Source organism: Actinomyces sp. oral taxon 170 str. F0386 (assembly GCF_000195595.1).
Taxonomy (GTDB): domain Bacteria; phylum Actinomycetota; class Actinomycetes; order Actinomycetales; family Actinomycetaceae; genus Actinomyces.
Genome location: NZ_GL882529.1, coordinates 1 through 17934, shown reverse-complemented (window position 1 = coordinate 17934; position 17934 = coordinate 1). Strand labels below are relative to the sequence as shown.

The window sequence follows — 17934 nt, the reverse complement described above, 5'->3', positions numbered from 1 at the left end:
CCCCGATGCCGGATTGTGACCTTCCTACAACATCAGGAGTGCGATGTGACCCAGTCGAGTTCTTCGGCGCCCGTGCCGTCCTCTTCGGTGGGCGACGACCCGGTGGGCGCCGTCCACCGTCGGCGCCCACCGGATACGGCAGGCGCCGCAACCCCTTCAGCGGTTGACAGGGGTGCCGGGACGGCGCCGACCCTGGCCGCTCGGCTCTCGCCGCTGCAGCGGCTGGGCGGGGCGCTCCGGCGGGGGGCGTCGTCGGGCGCCAGCTGGTCGTCTGTGGGAACCACAGCCGTGGCCAAGGTTGTGGTCATGGGGATCTCGGGTGTCTTCGGGCTGGTCAACACCAGTCTCATCATCAGGCACTTCGGTGCCGACGCCTTCGCCCAGTACGGTCTGCTGGCCACCTTCCCCACCCTCATGCCCTTCACCGACCTGGGGATCGGTGCAGTCATTCTCAACACGGTGGCGAGCTCGACCGATCCCTCCCATGACTCGACTGTGCGGCGCACGATCACCACCGCCGTCCGGGTGCTGCTCGGCTCCGCGCTGGTCATCAGCACCGTCGGCATCGTCATCATGCTGCTGGGGGCCTGGCCCTGGCTGTTGGGGAGCAAGCTCATGGACGGTGGCGGGCTCACTGCCACCGTCTGCCTCATCATCTACGCCGCGGCCCTGCCGCTGTCCGTGGGGCAGCGCGTCATCATCGGCCTGGGTCGCTCGGCCATGCAGGTCATCAGCCAGGGGGTCGTCTCCCCGGCCATGTCCTGCTTCCTGCTGCTGGCCATCGTCACTGGCCTGGGGCGCGGCAACGCCGTGTCCATCTACTCCTACATCGCCAACGCGCTGGTCTCGGTCATCTGCATCGTCGTCGCGTGGCGCGCCACCCGTCCCCTGTTCCGGGGCGCCCTCAAGGACGTGCCCCGTCTGCGCAGCGTGCGAGGGGTGCGCATTGTCAACACCGCGGGCCCCCAGCTCCTCCAGTCCCTGGCCATCCCGATCGCCTTCCAGACCGACCGGCTCCTCCTGTCCCACCTGGGCCAGTCGCAGGCCCTGGCCGAGTACAACCTGGCCAACAACCTGTTCAACATGCTGACCCAGACCGTCATGGCGGCCGGCGTCGCCATGTGGCCCATGTTCGCTCGCGCCCGCGCTGACAAGCGCATCGAGAACCCCTTCAAGCCGGCGATGATCTTCAGTGGTGGCGGCTTCCTCCTGGCGCTCGCCCTGGTGGCTGTCACTCCCTGGGCCGCCCGGGTCATGTCCCACGGCAAGATCGTCCTGCCGGTCGCTCTCGTGTGGGCCTTCGCCGTCTACGTCGCCGTCGAGGCCGGCAAGCAGCCTTTGGGCATGTACATGACCGATCCGCGCGGGCTGCAGTTCCAGGTGATCCCGGTTCTCGTCCTGGTGCCGATGAACCTCGCCGTCTCCTGGGTCCTCATTGGGCCCTTCGACGCCGCCGGGCCTATCCTGGGCTCGGTGATCTCGGTGGTCCTGTGCCAGATCATCCCGTACGCCTGGTGGGTGCGCCGGGACGTCGCCCGACGCCGTCGTGAGCTGGCCCAGCCGCAGGTGCAGGAGGCGGGGCGATGAGTAGCCTCGCCGCCGACGACTCCGAGCCCGCCGGTGCCACCTGTGCACCTGCGCCGCCCTGACCCGCTCGCCTGATCCCCGTCCCTCCCTGACTCCCCTCCTCAGCGTTCCTCGCCGTCCATCATCCCGGCCCGGCTCCACGGGCCCCATTCAAGGAGATGCCTCATGAGCTCCCCTACCGGTTCCCCCACCATCGCCGAGAACATCAGGGCCCTGTCTCGTGCCCAGAAGTCCAAGGCCGGTGCCCCCCTCTACTCCCGCATCATCAACCGCCCCGCAGGCCGGGTCCTGGCCGCGGTCGCCCACCGGATGGGTGCGACCCCGGATCAGGTGACGGTGTTCTCCGCGCTGTGCACCTACAGTGGCATCGCTCTCATTGCCCTGTGGCGTCCTACAGTCGTGTCCACCGTGGTGACTGCTCTGCTGCTCATGTTCGGTTATGCCCTCGACGCCGCTGACGGACAGCTGGCACGATTGCGCAACGGTGGTTCAAAGGCCGGTGAATGGCTTGACCATGTCGCTGACGTTATCAAGCTCTCAACAATTCATGGCGCCATTGCCATCTCCCTTTTCCGGTTCGCGGATCTTCCAGCCTCGGTCCTGCTTATTCCGCTCGCTTTCGGAGCGATTCAGAATATCCACTTCTTCAGTTACATTCTCACTTACCAGCTGCGTTATCAGGGTGGTACGCCTCTGGCCAAGGACGAGTCCCGTCCGGGCATCATCAAGTCGGTCCTGTCGGCTCCCACGGACTACGGGCTCATGTGCTTCGTGCTCATGACCCGCTTCGCCCCCACGGTCTTCCTGTGGATCTACGGCGTCATGCTTCTGGGCTACGCGGGCTACGTGGCCCTGGCTCTGCCCAAGTGGTACCGCGACCTGCGCAGCGACCTCCAGTAGGTCGTCGACCTCCCCGCGGCCGGACAGGTTCCCGGCCCGACAGCGGAGGAGACGGTGGGTCGCTCACCGGCGCATCCGCTGTCCCCGACAACCTTTTCCGCAATCTTCTGTTAAGGATTCTTATGACTCTGATTACCGGCCGCAAGGCGCTACTGGTCTATACAGGACGTAAGGACGGACTGGGTAACCGCGTGCGCGCGCTGCTGTCCGCCCAGGAGCTCGCCCGGGTCGAGGACCGCGACCTCTACTACGTGTGGAGCACCGACCAGTACTTCGGCCCCCGGATGGATGAGCTCTGGCACTTCGACGAGGGCACCGCGGTATCGCGGCTGACCTCCCGGGCGCTCATTCCCCTGGCCCGGTACCGCCAGCCCAAGGGGGTTCGGATCACGCCTGCGCTGCGCCGCGCACACCTGTGGCAGATCCACTCCCACGGCCTGCCCGTCACCTGGGAGGACCCTGCCTGGAGGGATGGGTCTGAGGAAGGAGGCGCCCGCATCGGGCCGCGCCCCTGGACCGAGCGCCTGCGCGAGCTCACCCCCGTCGATGAGATCGCCGACCAGGTCCGATCCATCTACGACACCCACCTGCGCGGACGCCCCTACGTCGGCATCCAGGTGCGCACCCATGCGGTCTCTCACGCCAAGACCATCGAGTCCTCGCCGGTGGAGTGGTTCGCCAACCGGATGCGTCAGATTCGCGCCGACCACCCCGACGTCCCGTTCTTCCTGTCCTGCGATACCCCCGAGGCCCAGGCCCAGCTGGCCGGTGAGTTCGACGGCTGCGTCTTCCTGACCGACAAGGGCGGCTACAACACCACCAAGGGCGTGCGCTCGGGCCTGGTCGACCTCTACCTGCTGGCCAGCTCCCAGCACCTCATCGGGGCCTCCTTCTCCAGCTTCGTGGAGATGGCCGTCTTCCTGTGCGACGGCGTCGTCCCCTTCGAGCGGCCTGACCAGCCTCTCGAGGACGAGTTCAGCCTGTCCCTGGGGCTGGCCGAGGATCCCCTGCGCCCCGCCCGGCGCTGACGCCTCGCAATCTCCCGCCGCCTCTCGCCGAACCGGGCCCCTTTCGCGTAGCCCTGCAAAATACGGTAGGGCTACGCGAAATGTGTCGGTCTCGGTGGGCTAGCGCTCGAGGATCTCGCCGACGATCCGGGCCATGGTGGCGCGGTAGCCGGACACGGAGAACCGCTCGGCCGCCTCGCGCCTACCCTGCTCGGCCAGCCGACCGGCCAGGTCGGGGTCCGTCGCCAGGGCCCCGAGGGCCTCGGCCAAGGCCGCGGCGTCATCGGCGGGCACGAGCAGGCCGGTGACCGCGTCGGTGACGACCTCCGCCAGGCCCTGGACCCGTGAGGCCACGAGCGGCCTGGCGGCGTGCATCGCCTCGACTGCCGTATTGCCGAAGGGCTCGGCCCTCGAGGGCACGACGACGGCGTCGGCGGCCTCCAGCACCGGCCAGGTGGGGCGGACGTAGCCGAGCAGCTCGACGTGCCCGTCCAGGTCCCGCCGGCCGGCGCGCTCGCGCAGCTCGGCCTCGTACCACTCGTAGCCGGGGAAGACCGATCCGCACACGCTCAAGGAGGCATCCACCCCCGAGCGGCGCAGCAGCCCGACGGCGTCGAGAGCCACGTCCACGCCCTTGCGCGGGGAGAGGCGCCCGACCATGGCGATCCGGAACGGGTCGCCGGGCCGGCGGTGGCGCAGGGGCTCCAGAGGCTGGTCTGGACCGGCGACCCCGTTATGGACGACCTCCGTGCGTGGGGCCAGGCGCGGCTGAACGTCCAGGAGCGCGTCACGGGCGGCCCCGGAGTTCGCCACGATTCGAGAGGCCGCGAGCAGCGGGGCGTTGAGTCCGGCCCGGATGATCCGGCGCTGGGTGTCCTCGGCCTCGTGCACGTGCGCCAGCACCGGGACTCCGGCCGCACTGGCGGCCACCGGCCACCACGGGATCGTCACCGTGTTGGTGAGCACCGCCTCGGCCCGGCTGGCGCGGATGACCGCGCGCAGACGCGCGATCTCCGGGGCGGCCTGGGCAGACAGCCTCGCCAGTCCTGTGGGGCTCAGCAGAGCCTTGCGCAGCACCGTGAAGGGCATGACGGCCACACGGGCACCGGCGTCGCGTAGTACCTCGACCAGGGGGCCGTCCAGGGGCAGGGCCACGACAACCTCGTGGCCGGCCTCGATGAGTCCGTGGATCGTCTCAACGAGCTGCCAGTCCGAGCCGTAGAGGTCGGGGGAGGGGTGGGCCACAAGGATCCGGGAGGCCGTGCGCATGCCGCCCGCTTCCCCCCGGCTCACAGGCTCATCTTCCCGGTGCGGCGCCCGGAGGGGCGGTGACGTGTGGGACCCTCCAGCGCCAGGCGGCGGGCCAGGGCCTCGTAGCCGGAGGCAACCTCGTCCCAGTCGTAGAGAGCGGCGCGCTCGCGGGACTCCCCGCCGCGCGCGTCCTGGGCCTCGACATCGGACTCGGCGGAGGTGACCAGGGCGGCCACGTCGTCGGGAGAGGTCCAGTAGCGGCCGGCCTCGCCCAGAACCTCGCGGTTGAAGGAGACATCGAAGGCGTCCACCGCGGCCCCGGCGCCGATGGCGCGTAGGAGGGACGGGTTCGTGCCGCCCACGGAGTGACCGTGGTAGTAGACCAGGGCGCCGGCGTAGAGGGCGTCGAGCAGCTCCTGGTCCCACAGGCCGCCGAGCAGACGGACCCGGTCGTCAGCCAGTGACTGGATGCGGGCGGTGTACTCGTCCGCGTAGGGCGCCGAACCGACGACGACCAGCGGCAGCGTGGCACCGGAGCGCACGTAGCCCTCTACGATGACGTCGACGTGGTTCTCCACCTCGAAGCGGGCGACGACCAGGTGGAAGCTCTTGGGGGTCAGGTCCAGCTCGGACAGGCGCGAGGTATCCGCCGTGATACGGGGCGCCCCGTAGGAGATGAGGTCGGTGGGGGCGTTGAACTCGTCGGTGTAATAGTCGGCGATGCCCTGGGCATCGGCGATGAGCGCGTCGGAGTAGCGCACGGCCAGGGCCTCGGCTGCGCGGTAGTAGCGCTTGCCGGTGGGCCCCCACTTGCCACGGCGCCACTCCAGCCCGTCGACGTGGGTGGCCACCGGGACACGGGCGGCGCGCAGCGCGGGCAGGAAGGGGGAGTTGGCCGCGTTGAAGACGAAGGCCGCATCCGGATGAGTGCGGCGCAGCAGGTGGACCACTGACAGGGCCGTGTGCGACAGGGTCTCCAGGCTGCGGTTCTTCACCGAGGGCAGCTCGACCAGTCGCATCCCCAGGTAGGTGCTGGGGAGCGGGGTCTCCGGCTCAGGGTTGCGGCAGTAGACGAGGACCTGGTGACCTCGGTCGGCCAGGCGCCGGCCCACCTCCTCGATGGCGGTCTCGAAACCTCCGTACCGGGCGGGGACGCCTCGCGTCCCGATCATGGCGATGCGGAGCCTGTCCGGATTCACAGCAGTCAACGGAGTCCTTTCGGGGGGAGACGGAGCCGGTAGAGGCCGGGAAGAAGTGGGAACCGGTGATCCTGGTCGGGCGGCCGCCAAGCACGGCAGTGGCGGGGGAGCACCGAGAAGGGGTGAGAAGGGTGATGGATGAGTCGGCGGCAACGAGGAGTAAGCGAGGAGTCCGGGCTCTCGCCCGCGAGGCCGCCGGCGCCCGGTGGACTGGGCCGGTTGCACGGCCTGCACCCGGCACGCTCGGCGCACCCAGTGGGAGTCTAGAGGCAGACGGGGTCCGGTGCGCCCGAAACGAGCACCGATCCCGTGGAGTACCTCAGGCGCAGGAGCGTGGTGGGACGGCACCAGTGGGCTGTTCGAGCTCGTCCGGGCCGCAGATCCACAGGCCGGTCGAGTGCCAGGACGAGTGGTCTACTCCACCTGAGTGAGGGCTGGATATTCCAGTCAAGAATCAGGTGTGGAAGATGGCGCTGTTTAATGAGAGGCTATCTGTGAGAAAAGTGGATAGGGGTGCGCTCCTTATGCTATGAGTGATTGATTGCACAATGGGAGGCGAAACAATCTTTCCTTGAACCGTTATCAAAGCGTTACCTCTGTAATAGCCTCGTAGGTGGCGCCGGCCTCGCCGCTTGCCGCTCGGGCCTGTGGCGGGGCCGCCCCGTCATACTGCGCCACCACCCAAGTTCCCTCACGTCTTAAGAACGGAGCACTCGTGCATCCTTCCCGTGCTGTCTCCAGCGTGGGGGCGGTCCTCACCGCCCTCCCTCTCGCTCTCGGCGCGCTCGTCGCCCCTACTGCCGCACCTCCGGCCGCTGCTGCACAGGGGCAGGTGAACCTCGCCTCCCCGCAGGCCCTCCCCACCGCTCAGATCGACGGCGTCGTCCAGGATCAGGCGGTCGTGGGCAACACGGTCTACGTCGTCGGGGAGTTCAAGAACGCTCGTCCTGCCGGCGCCGCTGCTGGTGAGAACGAGTCTCCTCGCTACAACGCCATGGCCTTCGACATCACCACCGGTGCGCTGCTGGACTGGGCGCCCAAGGTCAACGGCAAGATCAACGCGGTCGAGGCCTCGGCCGATGGATCCACCATCTACCTCGGTGGCAACTTCACCTCCGTCAACGACGAGACCGTCTACCGGGTGGCCGCTGTGGATGCTGCGGGTGCGCGCAAGCCGCTGGGCGCCTCGGCCAACGGGGCCGTCATGGACCTGGAGCTCTCGCCCGACGGCTCCACCCTGTACATGGCGGGCACCTTCACGCAGATCAACTCCTCGGCCCGTCAGCGCGCGGGTGCCGTGGACCTTAAGACCCATACGGTCAACAGCTTCGCCCCCTCAGTTGACGACTCCATCGTGCGCTCAATCACGGTGGCGGCTGACAACTCCGCGGTGGCGATCGGAGGCTCCTTCACCTCGGTGGGAGGGTCCTCCGACGCCTACGGCATCGCCATCCTGGAGAAGGACGGGTCCCTACGGCATACCAATATCGCCAGCGTCATCCGAAATGCCGGAACCAACTCCGGGATCATGAGCCTGAAGTCGGACTCCAAGGGTCTCTACGGCACCGGATACTCCCAGGAGGGGACCTTCGAGGGGACGTTCCGTGCCAGCTGGACCACGGGGGACATCGACCTCATGGCCGACTGCCACGGTGACACCTATGACGTGCTGCCCACCAACGACGTCATCTACGTCGCCAGTCACGCTCACGACTGCAGTAACATCGGAGGCTTCGCCGATCGTTCGAACGAAGGCGTCTACCACCACGCCGTCGGTTTCTCCAGCACGGCGACGGGCACCGTGGGATCCAACACGGCCAGTGGTTACAGCGACTACGCGGGGCTGCCCGCCCCCACCCAGTACAACGGCTTCCTGCCCGGTTTTGAGAACGGCAACTACACCGGCCTGAGTCAGGCGGTGTGGACCGTCGAGGGTAACAGCCAGTACCTCGTCTACGGCGGCGAGTTCGTGGCCGTCAACGGCGCCTCCCAGCAGGGTCTCGTTCGCTTCTCCATGAGCGGGGGCAACCCCAACGCTCAGGGCGACGATGGCAACAACGGCAACAATGGTGACGACGGCAATAACGGCGACAACGACAAAGGCAAGGACAAGAAGAAGGACAAGAAGAACAAGAAGGGCAAGAACAAGCAGGACGACTGGGACAACCAGGACGGTTGGGACCAGGATGCCGATGACAACAACCAGGGTGGCGGCTGGTGGTGGTGGTGACCATGAGTCCCGTCGGGTCAGCCCGCCGCGGTTTATCCGCTGAGTCATCCGGTTCTATGGCTGCTCACAGTGTGCTCCCGAACTCAGTGGCCCCTGAGGGTGCCGCTGTGCGCGGTGGAGGTCGTACGCTTCGGCACGTGTCACGAACTCGCATACTGATCCTGCCCACTGTTCTGGTTCTGGGGCTGGGACTGGCCGCCTGCGGAGGCGGGAAGTCCAACAGCGCCGCCAGCTCCTCCGCCTCCGCCCCTGTGTCCGCCAGTGGCTCGGCCTCCGCTCCTGCGGCGTCGGCCGCCGCCACCCCGACGGTCCAGACCGCCCAGCCCACGGCGGCGCCTCCGTCGCCGTCGGAGGACAGCAACGTCGCCACTCCGGACGCCTCCTCGATCGACCCCAATGCTGTCGAGAACGGTGACCTGTCGAAGGACGAGTACCCCGAGGTACCGCTGGACAAGTCTGTCCGTATCGACGGGGACGTGGTCATCTCCCTGGGACAGCTGCAGGCGCAGGACTTCGCCAGTGGGCCCGGTGAGGTCGGTGGTCCCGGAGTCATGGTGCCGGTGACGGTGACGAACAACTCCGGCCAGGATGTTGCTCTCGCCAGTGTGCTGTCCACGACGGTCAACTACGGCGAGGGCGGTGGGACGCCGGCCAGTGAGATCATCTCGGCCTCGGACGCAGCGCCGGCCACGCTCGCCGCCGGTCAGACGGTGACCGTCAATCGCGCCTTCGTCATCCCGGCCGAGGGGCGCGGGAGTGTCAAGGTCGTCGTCGACCTGGGGGCCGGCCATGGTGCTGCCACCTTCCGGGGTTCGGCCGGCTGATCCCGAGCCTCCCCGGGGGTCGTCCCCGACCTCATCCAGCTCAGGCGCCGCCCGCTACTCGCCCAAGCGAGTGCGGGCGGCGCCTCGGTGTGCGTGGAGGCGGGTGAACTGCTCGGGCAGGGGGCGGCCATGTTGTCCTGCTGTGACATTGCCTGAACCAGCTCTGGGGTCAACCTGAGTGACGTCTACATGAACAGACGATTCTGATGGTTGAGTCCTATGGGAGCGGTGGAATCTTTGAAATGGCTTGTTTTTGCTGGTATTTGAGCAAAAGGTTGGTTTCATGCAGGGGTGGTCGGCACTGTGGTGTTCGCTAAAGGGTCGGCAAACGAGTTGTCGTCGGTGTACGATAAGCCAGCCCGTCGACCCTGGTCGGGTGCGGAATACCAGCCATTCGTAAGGTTGCGTGTCCGTGATCTGAGTATGTTCTGAATGGAATACCTGTGAAGCTCCCCCGCCGACTCCTGAGCGGCTTGCTAGCCGCGGCTCTTGTTCCCCTAGGTGCCGTTACGCTGTCCCCCACAGCACCTGCGGCCGCCGATCCGGCCCCTGCCGGTGCTGGCGGCACGCCCAGCACTGTTTCCGCCGACGCCCTGCCCACTGCCCAGATCAACGGCATCGTCTGGGACCAGGTCGTGGTGGGTGACATCGTCTACGCCGTTGGTAAGTTCTCCTCTGTCAGGCCGGCGGGCTCGCCGGCCGGCCAGAATGAGTCACCGCGCGGCAACGCGATGGCCTACAACATCAATACCGGCGAGATCCTCGACTGGGCGCCCACCACCAACGGCACCATCAACACGATCGCCGCCTCCGCCGACGGCCAGACGCTCTACCTGGGTGGGGAGTTCACGACGCTGAACGACCAGACCGCGTGGCGCGTTGGTGCAGTCAGGGCGGCCGACGGTCAGCGCGCACGTCTGGGGGCTGCGGCCAACGGCAGTGTCAAGGCCCTCAGCGTCTCCGCTGACGGTCAGACCCTCTACATCGGCGGCGCCTTCACCCAGATCAACTCCTCGGCCCGCCAGCGCGCCGCCGCGATCAACCTGAATACCCAGCAGCTGACGGGCTTCGCACCGAAGGTGGACAACTACTACGTCCGCAGCATCGTCGGAGCCTCGGACGGTTCAGCCGTGGCCATCGGCGGGGCCTTCGAGTCCGTCGAGGGCAGCGACAAGCCCGGATACGGCCTCGCGATCCTGGAGAACGACGGCAGCCTGCGTCACAACAATGCCTCCAGCGTGGTCCGCGGAGCCGGCGCCTGGGCCTCGGTCATGAGCGTCAAGGCCGATGAGCAGGGTCTGTACACCGCGAGCTACTCCCAGACCGGCTCCTTCGAGGGCGTCATGCGCCTGAACTGGACCACCGGGAACATCGACTACATGGCCGACTGCCACGGAGACTCCTACGACGTGCTGCCCGCCGGTGACGTCGTCTATGCCGCCAGCCACTCCCACGACTGCTCCAACATCGGGGGCTTCCCCGACGTCACCAACCAGTACCACAATGCGGTGGCCTACACGAACGCCCCCACCGGGACGGTCGAGGCGACCCACCACAACAGCTACCAGAGCTACGAGGGCCAGGCGGCCACCACCAACCTCAACTTCTACCCCGACTTCACGCCGGGTAAGATCTCCGGCGCCACCCAGGCCACCTGGACCGTTGAAGGCAACGACAAGTACATCGTCTACGGCGGTGAGTTCCTGGCCGTCAACGGCACCGCCCAGCAGGGTCTGGTGCGCTTCGCCCGCCGTGACATCGCTCCCAACAAGCAGGGTCCCATGGAGAAGGGCGGTGCCTTCAAGGTCACCGGCTCCTCCCCGCGCGCCGGCGTCGTCTCCCTGTCCTTCAAGGCCAACTGGGACCGTGACGACAAGACCCTGACCTACAACGTCTTCCGTGACTCCATGAATGGTCAGCCGGTCTCCAGCCAGTCGGTGACCGCCGGGTTCTGGGAGCGCTCCGACCTCAGCGCCACCGACGTCGTCGACCCCGGAAGCACTCACCGGTACCGGGTTCAGGTGACGGACCAGTGGGGTGCCTCCACGGTCTCGGACTGGGTGACTGTCAAGGCCGGTGAGGGTCAGGGCCTGAGCAAGTACGGAGCCCGTGTCCTGGCCGACGGCGCCGCCCACTACTGGTCCTTCGACGAGACCGACGGTGACAAGGCCGAGGACTTCGTGGCCCAGCGCAACATGACGATCCGCGGCAAGGCCTACAAGCGCGGCGGTGAGTCCGTTCTGGGGTCCGGCGCGTCGCTGGCCATGACCTCGGACGGCAACAACAAGTCGCACGCCGCCACGCGAGTGGCCTCCCAGGCCCCCTCCGCCTTCTCCATGGAGGCATGGGTCCGCACCACCACGACCTCGGGTGGGGAGATCATGGGCTATGGGTCCTCCGCGACCAACCAGTCGTGGAGCCGTGACCGCATGGTGTACATGCGCAATGACGGCACGCTCAGCTTCATGCTCTACCCGGGCAGGCTGACCACGATCACGACGCCCAAGAGCTACAACGACGGTCAGTGGCACCACATCGTGGCCTCCATGAGCCCGACCGCCGGCGCGATGCTCTACGTGGACGGCAATGTGGCGGCCTTCGACGCCTCCATGACCTCCGGCCAGAGCTACTCCGGCTACTGGCGCATCGGTGGGGACGCGCTCCACGGCGTCAACGGTCAGCCGTCCAGTACCAACATCCAGGCCGACATCGACGAGGCCGCTGTCTACAGCACGCCGCTGTCCGCCCGCCAGATCGCCGAGCACTACACCGCCGCCACCGGCAAGGAGGTCCAGCCCGCCGATCAGGGTGACAACAACGGCGGTCAGGGTGACGCCGGCAAGGACAACAAGAACGGCAAGGATGGTAAGGACGGCAAGGGCAAGCCCGAGGAGGGCAAGGCTCTGCTGGAGGACTCCTTCGAGCGCAGTGTGAACGGCGGCTGGGGCAAGGCCAACGCCGGTGGTGAGTGGAAGACCGCCTGGAACGCCGCGGCCTTCTCCGCGGACGGCACCAGCGGCCGGGTCGCCATGGCCGGTCCGCGCTCGGCGGCCTCGATCGTCTCCGAGCAGGTCAAGTCGACATCGACCGACGCCGTCGTGGACTTCTCGCTGGATGCGGTGCCCTCCGGCAACGGCGCGTTCATCTCCTACGCGGCGCGCACCACCAAGGCCGGCCAGTACCAGGCCACGGTCCGCATCGGCAGCGCCGGCAACCCGGTGGTCACGGTCTCGCGCGTGGTCAAGGGACGGGAGACCGCCCTGGGCACCTACGTGCTGCCGCAGCCCTACACGGCCGGCCAGCCCCTCCACCTGCGCATGGTGGTTGACGGCGCGGAGTCGACCAACATCCAGACCAAGTTCTGGGCCGGTGACACCGAGCCCACCGAGTGGGGGATCGAGGTCGTCGACAACGACAAGACTCTCAACGAGGCCGGAACCGTGGGGCTGACCACCTACATGTCCGGTTCGGCCGGGCCGGAGACCGTCACCCTGTCGGTCGACAAGGTCACCATCAAGCAGCACTGACGCCGTCGGGCGTAGCGCTCATGCGGGTCGGGCCGGGAAGACGCGTTTCTTCCCGGCCCGACCCGTTTCGGTACGTGCTGTGAACAGCTCTCGGCAGGGTGTGATACCGCTAGGTTGATACCAACAATTGGTAGGACATGGGCGTGTCAGTGAACATCTCCGTCAGTCTTGATGACCACTTCGACGCCTTCATCGCTGCCAAGGCTGCAAGGATGTCGTGAGTGGTGGTGTTGATGTGATCCGTATTCACCACCAACGCATGGACCCTGCCGGGCGTCTATAGCCCCACCTCTCAGGACCCGGTCACTCCCCGATACGTCACACGGCGGCAACACGGTCCGTCCCTAGGATCGCCCTGTAGTGAGACCCCACCAGGAGGAACCATGATCAGGGTAGCGATCAACGGATACGGCAACCTCGGCCGCGGCGCCGAGCAGGCCATCACCAAGAACGCGGACATGGAGACCGTCGTCGTCTTCACCAGGCGCGACCCGGCCACAGTCACCACTCAGGGGGCTCCCGTCGCCCACGTGGACGACATGCCCGCCTGGGCGGACAAAGTCGATGTCTGCCTGAACTGCGGAGGATCGGCCACCGACCTGATCGAGCAGACCCCGGCTGCCGCGGCCCTGTTCAACACTGTCGACTCCTTCGACACCCACGCCCGTATTCCCGAGCACTTCGCCGCCGTCGACGCCGCTGCCAAGGCCTCCGGGCGCGTCGCCCTGATCTCCACCGGCTGGGACCCCGGCCTGTTCTCCATGTTGCGGGTCCTGGGTGAGGCCGTCCTGCCAGACGGCGCCACCACCACGTTCTGGGGACCCGGCGTCTCCCAGGGGCACTCCGATGCCCTGCGCCGCATCGACGGCGTCGTGGACGCCAAGCAGTACACCCGCCCGGTGGAGGCGACCGTCGCTGCGATCAAGGCCGGCGACGACGTCGAGCTGACCACCCGCTCCATGCACACGCGCGACTGCTACGTCGTGGCCGAGGAGGGTGCCGACCTGGCCCGCATCGAGCGGGAGATCGTGGAGATGCCCAACTACTTCGCCAACTACGACACCACCGTCACCTTCATCAGCGCCGAGGAGCTGGCCGCCGAGCACGCCGGGATCCCGCACGGCGGCTCCGTCATCCGCCGCGGGCACACCTCCGACGGCGTGGCCGAGACCGTGAGCTTCGAGCTGCAGCTCGGCTCCAACCCGGAGTTCACCGGCTCGGTCGTGGCCGCTATGGCGCGCGCGGTGGCGAGGCTGGCTGCTCGAGGTGAGTCCGGCGCGCGCACCGTCTTCGACGTGACGCTCGCTGACCTGTCCGCCACGGCTCCCGAGGACCTGCGCGCCCACTACCTCTAAGGCACGCAGACCGGTGGGAGGCGTCCCGCCGCCGAAGGCCGAGCCGGTGGCGGCGGGACGCGGGGAGTTCGGCAGAATCAGTTGCGGGCGATAGGGGCGTCGACGTCGGGCAGCTCGCCGCGACGAGCCGCCCGGAGCAGCTTCAGGCCGTCGCGTGTGCCCTGCGCCGCCGTGACGAGCGGGCGTCGGGTGCTCAGGAGCTGGCGCTTGCCGCCGCGCAGGACGATCTCGCGGGCGGCTCGGCCGGCGGTGGCCACCCAGCGGCGCTGCGTGGCCCGGTCCAGGTGCAGCCCCGCGTACAGCAGCCGGTTGCGCACGTTGTAGTAGTAGTAGATGTCCGACTTGGCCCGATCGGACTGGTCGCTCTCGGAGTGGGTGCCGCCCTCGTCGTGGACGGCGACGGCATCGCGCGCCAGGTCCAGGCTGCCGCCGGCCGCGAGCACCCGGGCTGAGAAGTCCACGTCCTCCCAGTAGAGGAAGTAGCGCGCGTCGAAGCCACCGACGGCCTCGAACAGCTCCGCCGACAGGGCCAGGCAGGCCCCCGAGAGCCACGGCTGGGTGCCGCCCGGGGGGATCAGGCGCGGTGAGCGGCGCGAGCGCATCGAGCCGTCGGCCAGGCACACGACGATCCCGTCGGAGACGATGCGGCCGCTGGAGTCCTTGAGCACCGGCGCCACCAGCGCCAGCCGGTCCGCGTGCGCCCGGGCCGCCAACCGGATGAGGTCGGCCCGACCGATGACGGCGTCGGGATTGAGCAGGACGAGCAGGTCGGCGCCGAGCTCGCGGGCCCGGGCCGCACCCAGGTTCATGCCACCGCCGAAGCCCGTGTTCGTCTCCGGCAGCACCGCCTCCCAGCCGCACGAGGAGGCCAGCGCCACCAGCTCCTCGCGGGCGGCGGGCGTGGAGTAGTTGTCCACGACGACGATGCGGGCCTCGGGGGAGTCCTCGGCCACCCGCGCCAGCGTGCGCTCCAGCAGCGCCGCCGAGTCATAGCTGACGACGACGACTGCCGTGCGGGAGAGCAGCTCACGGCCGGAGAGCCCGGCAGTGGCGTTATTGCTCTCGTCGGCTTGGGGAGCGGTCGGCTCGGTGGCCTCAGCGGTGTCGGTGCGCTGGTCGGGCTCGGGGGTGGCGGTCATGGGAACAGGGGCCTTCCGGGTGCGGACGAGATCTGGAGCAGAAACGATGACTCACGGAGTCTCAAGGTATTCCATGCGATGTGGCGTTGCGAGCGCGATACCCCCGACAGGTTCGGCGGTGTGACGATGTCGGGCGGGTACTCTCACCGTCGGGCGCGCCCGGCTCGTGATAGTACCGTTAGTCCTTGATATCACGCCGTGAGCCGCCGGCAGGCGGGAGGAAGGACGGGGCTGGACGTGCACCTGACCATCGCGATGCTCACCTACCGCCGCAACGAGTACCTGGCGCAGGTCATCCCTCAGCTGCTGGAACAGGCCGACGACGTCTCCGGGCCGGAGACGATGGTGAGCGTCCTCATCGTGGACAACGACCCGCAGGCCGGCGCGCGGGCTGTTGTCGAGGCGGCTCGGGTGGCGCTGGGCGGTGAGCAACCGGAGTCGTCGGAGCTCTCCGGGCGGGATGACTCGGCGGGCGCGGCTGCGACGTCGAGGCTGGTCTACGTCCACGAGCCCGAGCCGGGGATCGTGGCCGGACGCAACCGCGCCCTGAGCGAGGCCCACGGCTCCGACGCCCTCGTCTTCATCGACGACGACGAGATCCCCTCACCGGGCTGGCTGGCCGCCCTGGTGGGCACCTGGCAGGCCCAGGGCTGTGCCGCGGTCACCGGCCCCACGCCACCGACCTTCGAGGTCGCCCCCTCGCCGTGGGTGACCGCCTCTGGCGCCTTCGACTCCTGGGAGGCCGCCGACGGAGCCCAGGTGCGCAGCGCCGACACCGGCAACCTGCTCCTGGACCTGGGCGTCGTCGAGCGCCTGGGACTGCGCTTCGACCCGCGCTACGGGCTCACCGGCGGCGAGGACTCCCTGTTCACCCGCCAGCTCACCCGGGCCGGTGAGGCCATCCGCTTCGCGGCCGGGGCGGTTGTCACCAAGCGCGTGCCCGCCGCCCGTGCCAGGCGTGCCTGGGTGCTGGAGCGCTCGTTGCGCTCGGGCTCGTCCTGGGCCCGGGTGCGTATCGACACGGCCGGGCCTGCTGACGACGGCGCGTCCGGGATGTGGGCGCGTCTGAGGCTGCGCCTGGGCTACGGCGCCAAGGGACTGGCCAAGGCCGGCGTCGACGGGGCTCGCGCCGGTGTGGCCCGCATCCGCGGTGATGTGCCCGCGCAGGCCCGCTACGAGGTCTCCTCGCGCGGAGGACTGGGCATGGTCGTGGGGGCGCTGGGCGTGCATGTGCGCGAGTACGGCCGCCCTCGCAGTCGACGGAGTAGGGCGCAGGCTGGAAGGAAGAGCGCATGAGCCGGCTGACGATCGCCATCCCCACTTTCAGGCGCCCTGAGGACCTGAAGCGAGCCGTTGGCGGGGTCCTGGAACAGGCCAGTGAGCTGGCCGCCGGCCCGACCACGGAGGCGTCCGGTCCCCGGACCGATGCCGAGGCCGGTACTGAGGACGACGCGGCGGGCGCGACGGATGCGAAAGGTGGCGCCGGTGAGGACGTCTCCGACATCGAGGTCCTCGTCATCGACAACGACGCGCAGGGCTCCGGGCGCGAGGCCGCCCTCGCCGCGGCTGCGGATGCCGGCGTGCCGGTGCGCTTCCCAGCGGATGCGTCGGTGGAGTCGGGGGGCATGAGCGTGCGCTACGTCGTCGAGGAGCGGCCTGGAGTGGCGGCGGTGCGTAACCGCGCGCTCGATGAGACCGCTGAGCGCGACCTGCTCATCTTCATCGACGACGATGAGGATCCCGAGCCCGGCTGGCTCGCCGCGCTCGTGGGGCTGTGGGCCTCCACCGGCTGCCAGGCGGTGGCCGGGCCCGTCATCCCGGTCTACGAGGTTGAGCCGGAGGAGTGGGTGCGTCAGGGGGAGTTTTTCGTGCGCAGGACCTGGCCCACGGGCACTGTTCGCCCGGTGGCGGCCTCCAACTGCCTGCTGCTGGACCTGGGCTTCGTGCGCCGGGCCGGGCTGCGTTTTGATGAGGCCTTCGGCGCTACCGGGGGAGAGGACACGCTCTTCACCCGTCGGCTGAGCGCCGCCGGGGGTGTCATCCGGTGGTGCGACGAGGCGCGCGTGCGCGATCACGTCCCGGCCTCCCGACTCACCCGGCCCTGGATCCTGCGCCGGCAGCGCTCCCACGCCGCCACCTCGGTGCGAGTCGAGCTGGCCCTGGCAGGAGGCGGTGTGCAGCCTGCGATCCGGGCCCGGGCCGCGGCCGGTGGCCTGGTGCGGATCGTCCTGGGCGGCCTGCGAACAGCCGGTGGAACCCTCATCGGCAGCCCCAGGCACGCTGCCAAGGGGGCCCGGCTGCTGGCCCGTGGCCGCGGCATCCTGGCGGCCAGCGTCGGAGGCGGCGTCCACCGCGAGTACGACCACTGAGGCGGTGCCGAGTGAATCGGTGTCGAAAGGTGAATCAAGGAGCGGCAAAGCCAACGGATGAAGGTGAATTGGAGTGAGTGAAGCTTTTCGGGATGGCGGTCCGTGTCGAAAAATCCCTTTCCGTTAAATTGTCAACCTAAAAGACGGTTTATTCGGAGAGGGTTGTGCGGCTGCGTTTAACGCCCATTTCTTCTCCAATGATAACTTCGCCGTCAGCAGTAATGTCATACACCAGCATGCGGCCATCTGGGTCGTCCATGGAACGCACTCTCTCGCTGGTGACTATGTCGGTCCCGTTTGGGTCGCCAGGATGAGGCTCTGGGGCCCTTGTGTAGGGATTTCCTAGCCATAGGTTAATCCAGTTGAGCGCGGTTAGTTGAGTTAGGATTTCGCGGGTTCTTATGGTAGCCGAGTTGGTGTCGAGGTTCTCCATTTTTCGTACTGCATTGAATGCCTCAAAAGCGCTCGTTTCCCCTTCGAATCCCATAAAAAGCACTTCTAGAACAGTAGGATCAATCATAGTGTTGGATTTCCTTTCAGTGGAAT

Annotated in this window: 13 protein-coding genes; 9 read left to right on the top strand and 4 right to left on the bottom strand. The window is 68.0% G+C overall.

The window, feature by feature from the left end; all coding sequences use genetic code 11:
* Positions 1–306: 306 nt before the first annotated feature.
* The 3 genes from HMPREF9056_RS04030 to HMPREF9056_RS04020 all read left to right on the top strand — a co-directional run bounded on the left by HMPREF9056_RS04030 (position 307) and on the right by HMPREF9056_RS04020 (position 3515).
* On the top strand, positions 307–1587 hold the full coding sequence (locus HMPREF9056_RS04030; protein ID WP_009403066.1) for an oligosaccharide flippase family protein: 1281 nt from the start codon (positions 307–309) through the stop codon (positions 1585–1587).
* 165 nt (positions 1588–1752) lie between these two features.
* A complete protein-coding gene (locus HMPREF9056_RS04025) occupies positions 1753–2487 on the top strand; it encodes a CDP-alcohol phosphatidyltransferase family protein (protein WP_009403065.1) in 735 nt (244 codons plus the stop codon).
* 122 nt (positions 2488–2609) lie between these two features.
* Positions 2610–3515: a hypothetical protein gene (locus HMPREF9056_RS04020; protein WP_009403064.1), complete on the top strand. Its 906-nt coding sequence runs from the start codon at positions 2610–2612 to the stop codon at positions 3513–3515.
* Positions 3516–3614: 99 nt separating this feature from the next.
* Here HMPREF9056_RS04020 and HMPREF9056_RS04015 read toward each other — a convergent pair whose 3' ends face one another.
* Positions 3615–4787, bottom strand: a complete 1173-nt coding sequence (locus tag HMPREF9056_RS04015; RefSeq protein ID WP_172635237.1) for a glycosyltransferase family 4 protein — start codon at positions 4785–4787, stop codon at positions 3615–3617.
* Positions 4784–5953 carry a DUF1972 domain-containing protein gene (locus HMPREF9056_RS04010; protein ID WP_034513745.1) on the bottom strand — a complete coding sequence of 390 codons (1170 nt, stop codon included), beginning with the start codon at positions 5951–5953 and terminating at the stop codon, positions 4784–4786. The genes HMPREF9056_RS04015 and HMPREF9056_RS04010 overlap by 4 nt, the downstream gene beginning before the upstream one ends.
* A gap of 706 nt (positions 5954–6659) precedes the next feature.
* Between HMPREF9056_RS04010 and HMPREF9056_RS04005 the strand changes: the two genes are divergently transcribed.
* The 4 genes from HMPREF9056_RS04005 (at position 6660) to HMPREF9056_RS03990 (ending at position 13880) form a co-directional block, all read left to right on the top strand.
* Positions 6660–8174 carry a hypothetical protein gene (locus HMPREF9056_RS04005; protein WP_034513743.1) on the top strand — a complete coding sequence of 505 codons (1515 nt, stop codon included), beginning with the start codon at positions 6660–6662 and terminating at the stop codon, positions 8172–8174.
* A gap of 152 nt (positions 8175–8326) precedes the next feature.
* Complete coding sequence (locus HMPREF9056_RS04000) at positions 8327–8998, top strand: hypothetical protein (RefSeq protein ID WP_034513752.1); 672 nt, start codon at positions 8327–8329, stop codon at positions 8996–8998.
* Between the two features lie 443 nt (positions 8999–9441).
* A complete protein-coding gene (locus HMPREF9056_RS03995) occupies positions 9442–12525 on the top strand; it encodes a LamG domain-containing protein (RefSeq protein ID WP_009403056.1) in 3084 nt (1027 codons plus the stop codon).
* Positions 12526–12908: 383 nt separating this feature from the next.
* Entirely contained in the window at positions 12909–13880 is a 972-nt protein-coding gene (locus HMPREF9056_RS03990) for a diaminopimelate dehydrogenase (protein ID WP_009403051.1), read from the top strand.
* A 77-nt stretch (positions 13881–13957) separates the two neighbouring features.
* On the opposite strand, the gene HMPREF9056_RS03985 is transcribed toward HMPREF9056_RS03990, so the two are convergent.
* Positions 13958–15019 (bottom strand): glycosyltransferase family 2 protein, encoded by a 1062-nt coding sequence (locus HMPREF9056_RS03985; protein WP_009403050.1) that lies wholly within the window; start codon positions 15017–15019, stop codon positions 13958–13960.
* Between the two features lie 237 nt (positions 15020–15256).
* Between HMPREF9056_RS03985 and HMPREF9056_RS03980 the strand changes: the two genes are divergently transcribed.
* Both HMPREF9056_RS03980 and HMPREF9056_RS03975 read left to right on the top strand, forming a co-directional pair.
* A complete protein-coding gene (locus tag HMPREF9056_RS03980) occupies positions 15257–16315 on the top strand; it encodes a glycosyltransferase family 2 protein (RefSeq protein WP_034513741.1) in 1059 nt (352 codons plus the stop codon).
* On the top strand, positions 16312–17388 hold the full coding sequence (locus HMPREF9056_RS03975; protein ID WP_009403048.1) for a glycosyltransferase family 2 protein: 1077 nt from the start codon (positions 16312–16314) through the stop codon (positions 17386–17388). Before HMPREF9056_RS03980 ends, HMPREF9056_RS03975 begins: the two co-directional genes overlap by 4 nt.
* A gap of 148 nt (positions 17389–17536) precedes the next feature.
* On the opposite strand, the gene HMPREF9056_RS14040 is transcribed toward HMPREF9056_RS03975, so the two are convergent.
* On the bottom strand, positions 17537–17934 hold a 398-nt coding region (locus tag HMPREF9056_RS14040; protein WP_216593597.1), incomplete at its 5' end, for a hypothetical protein.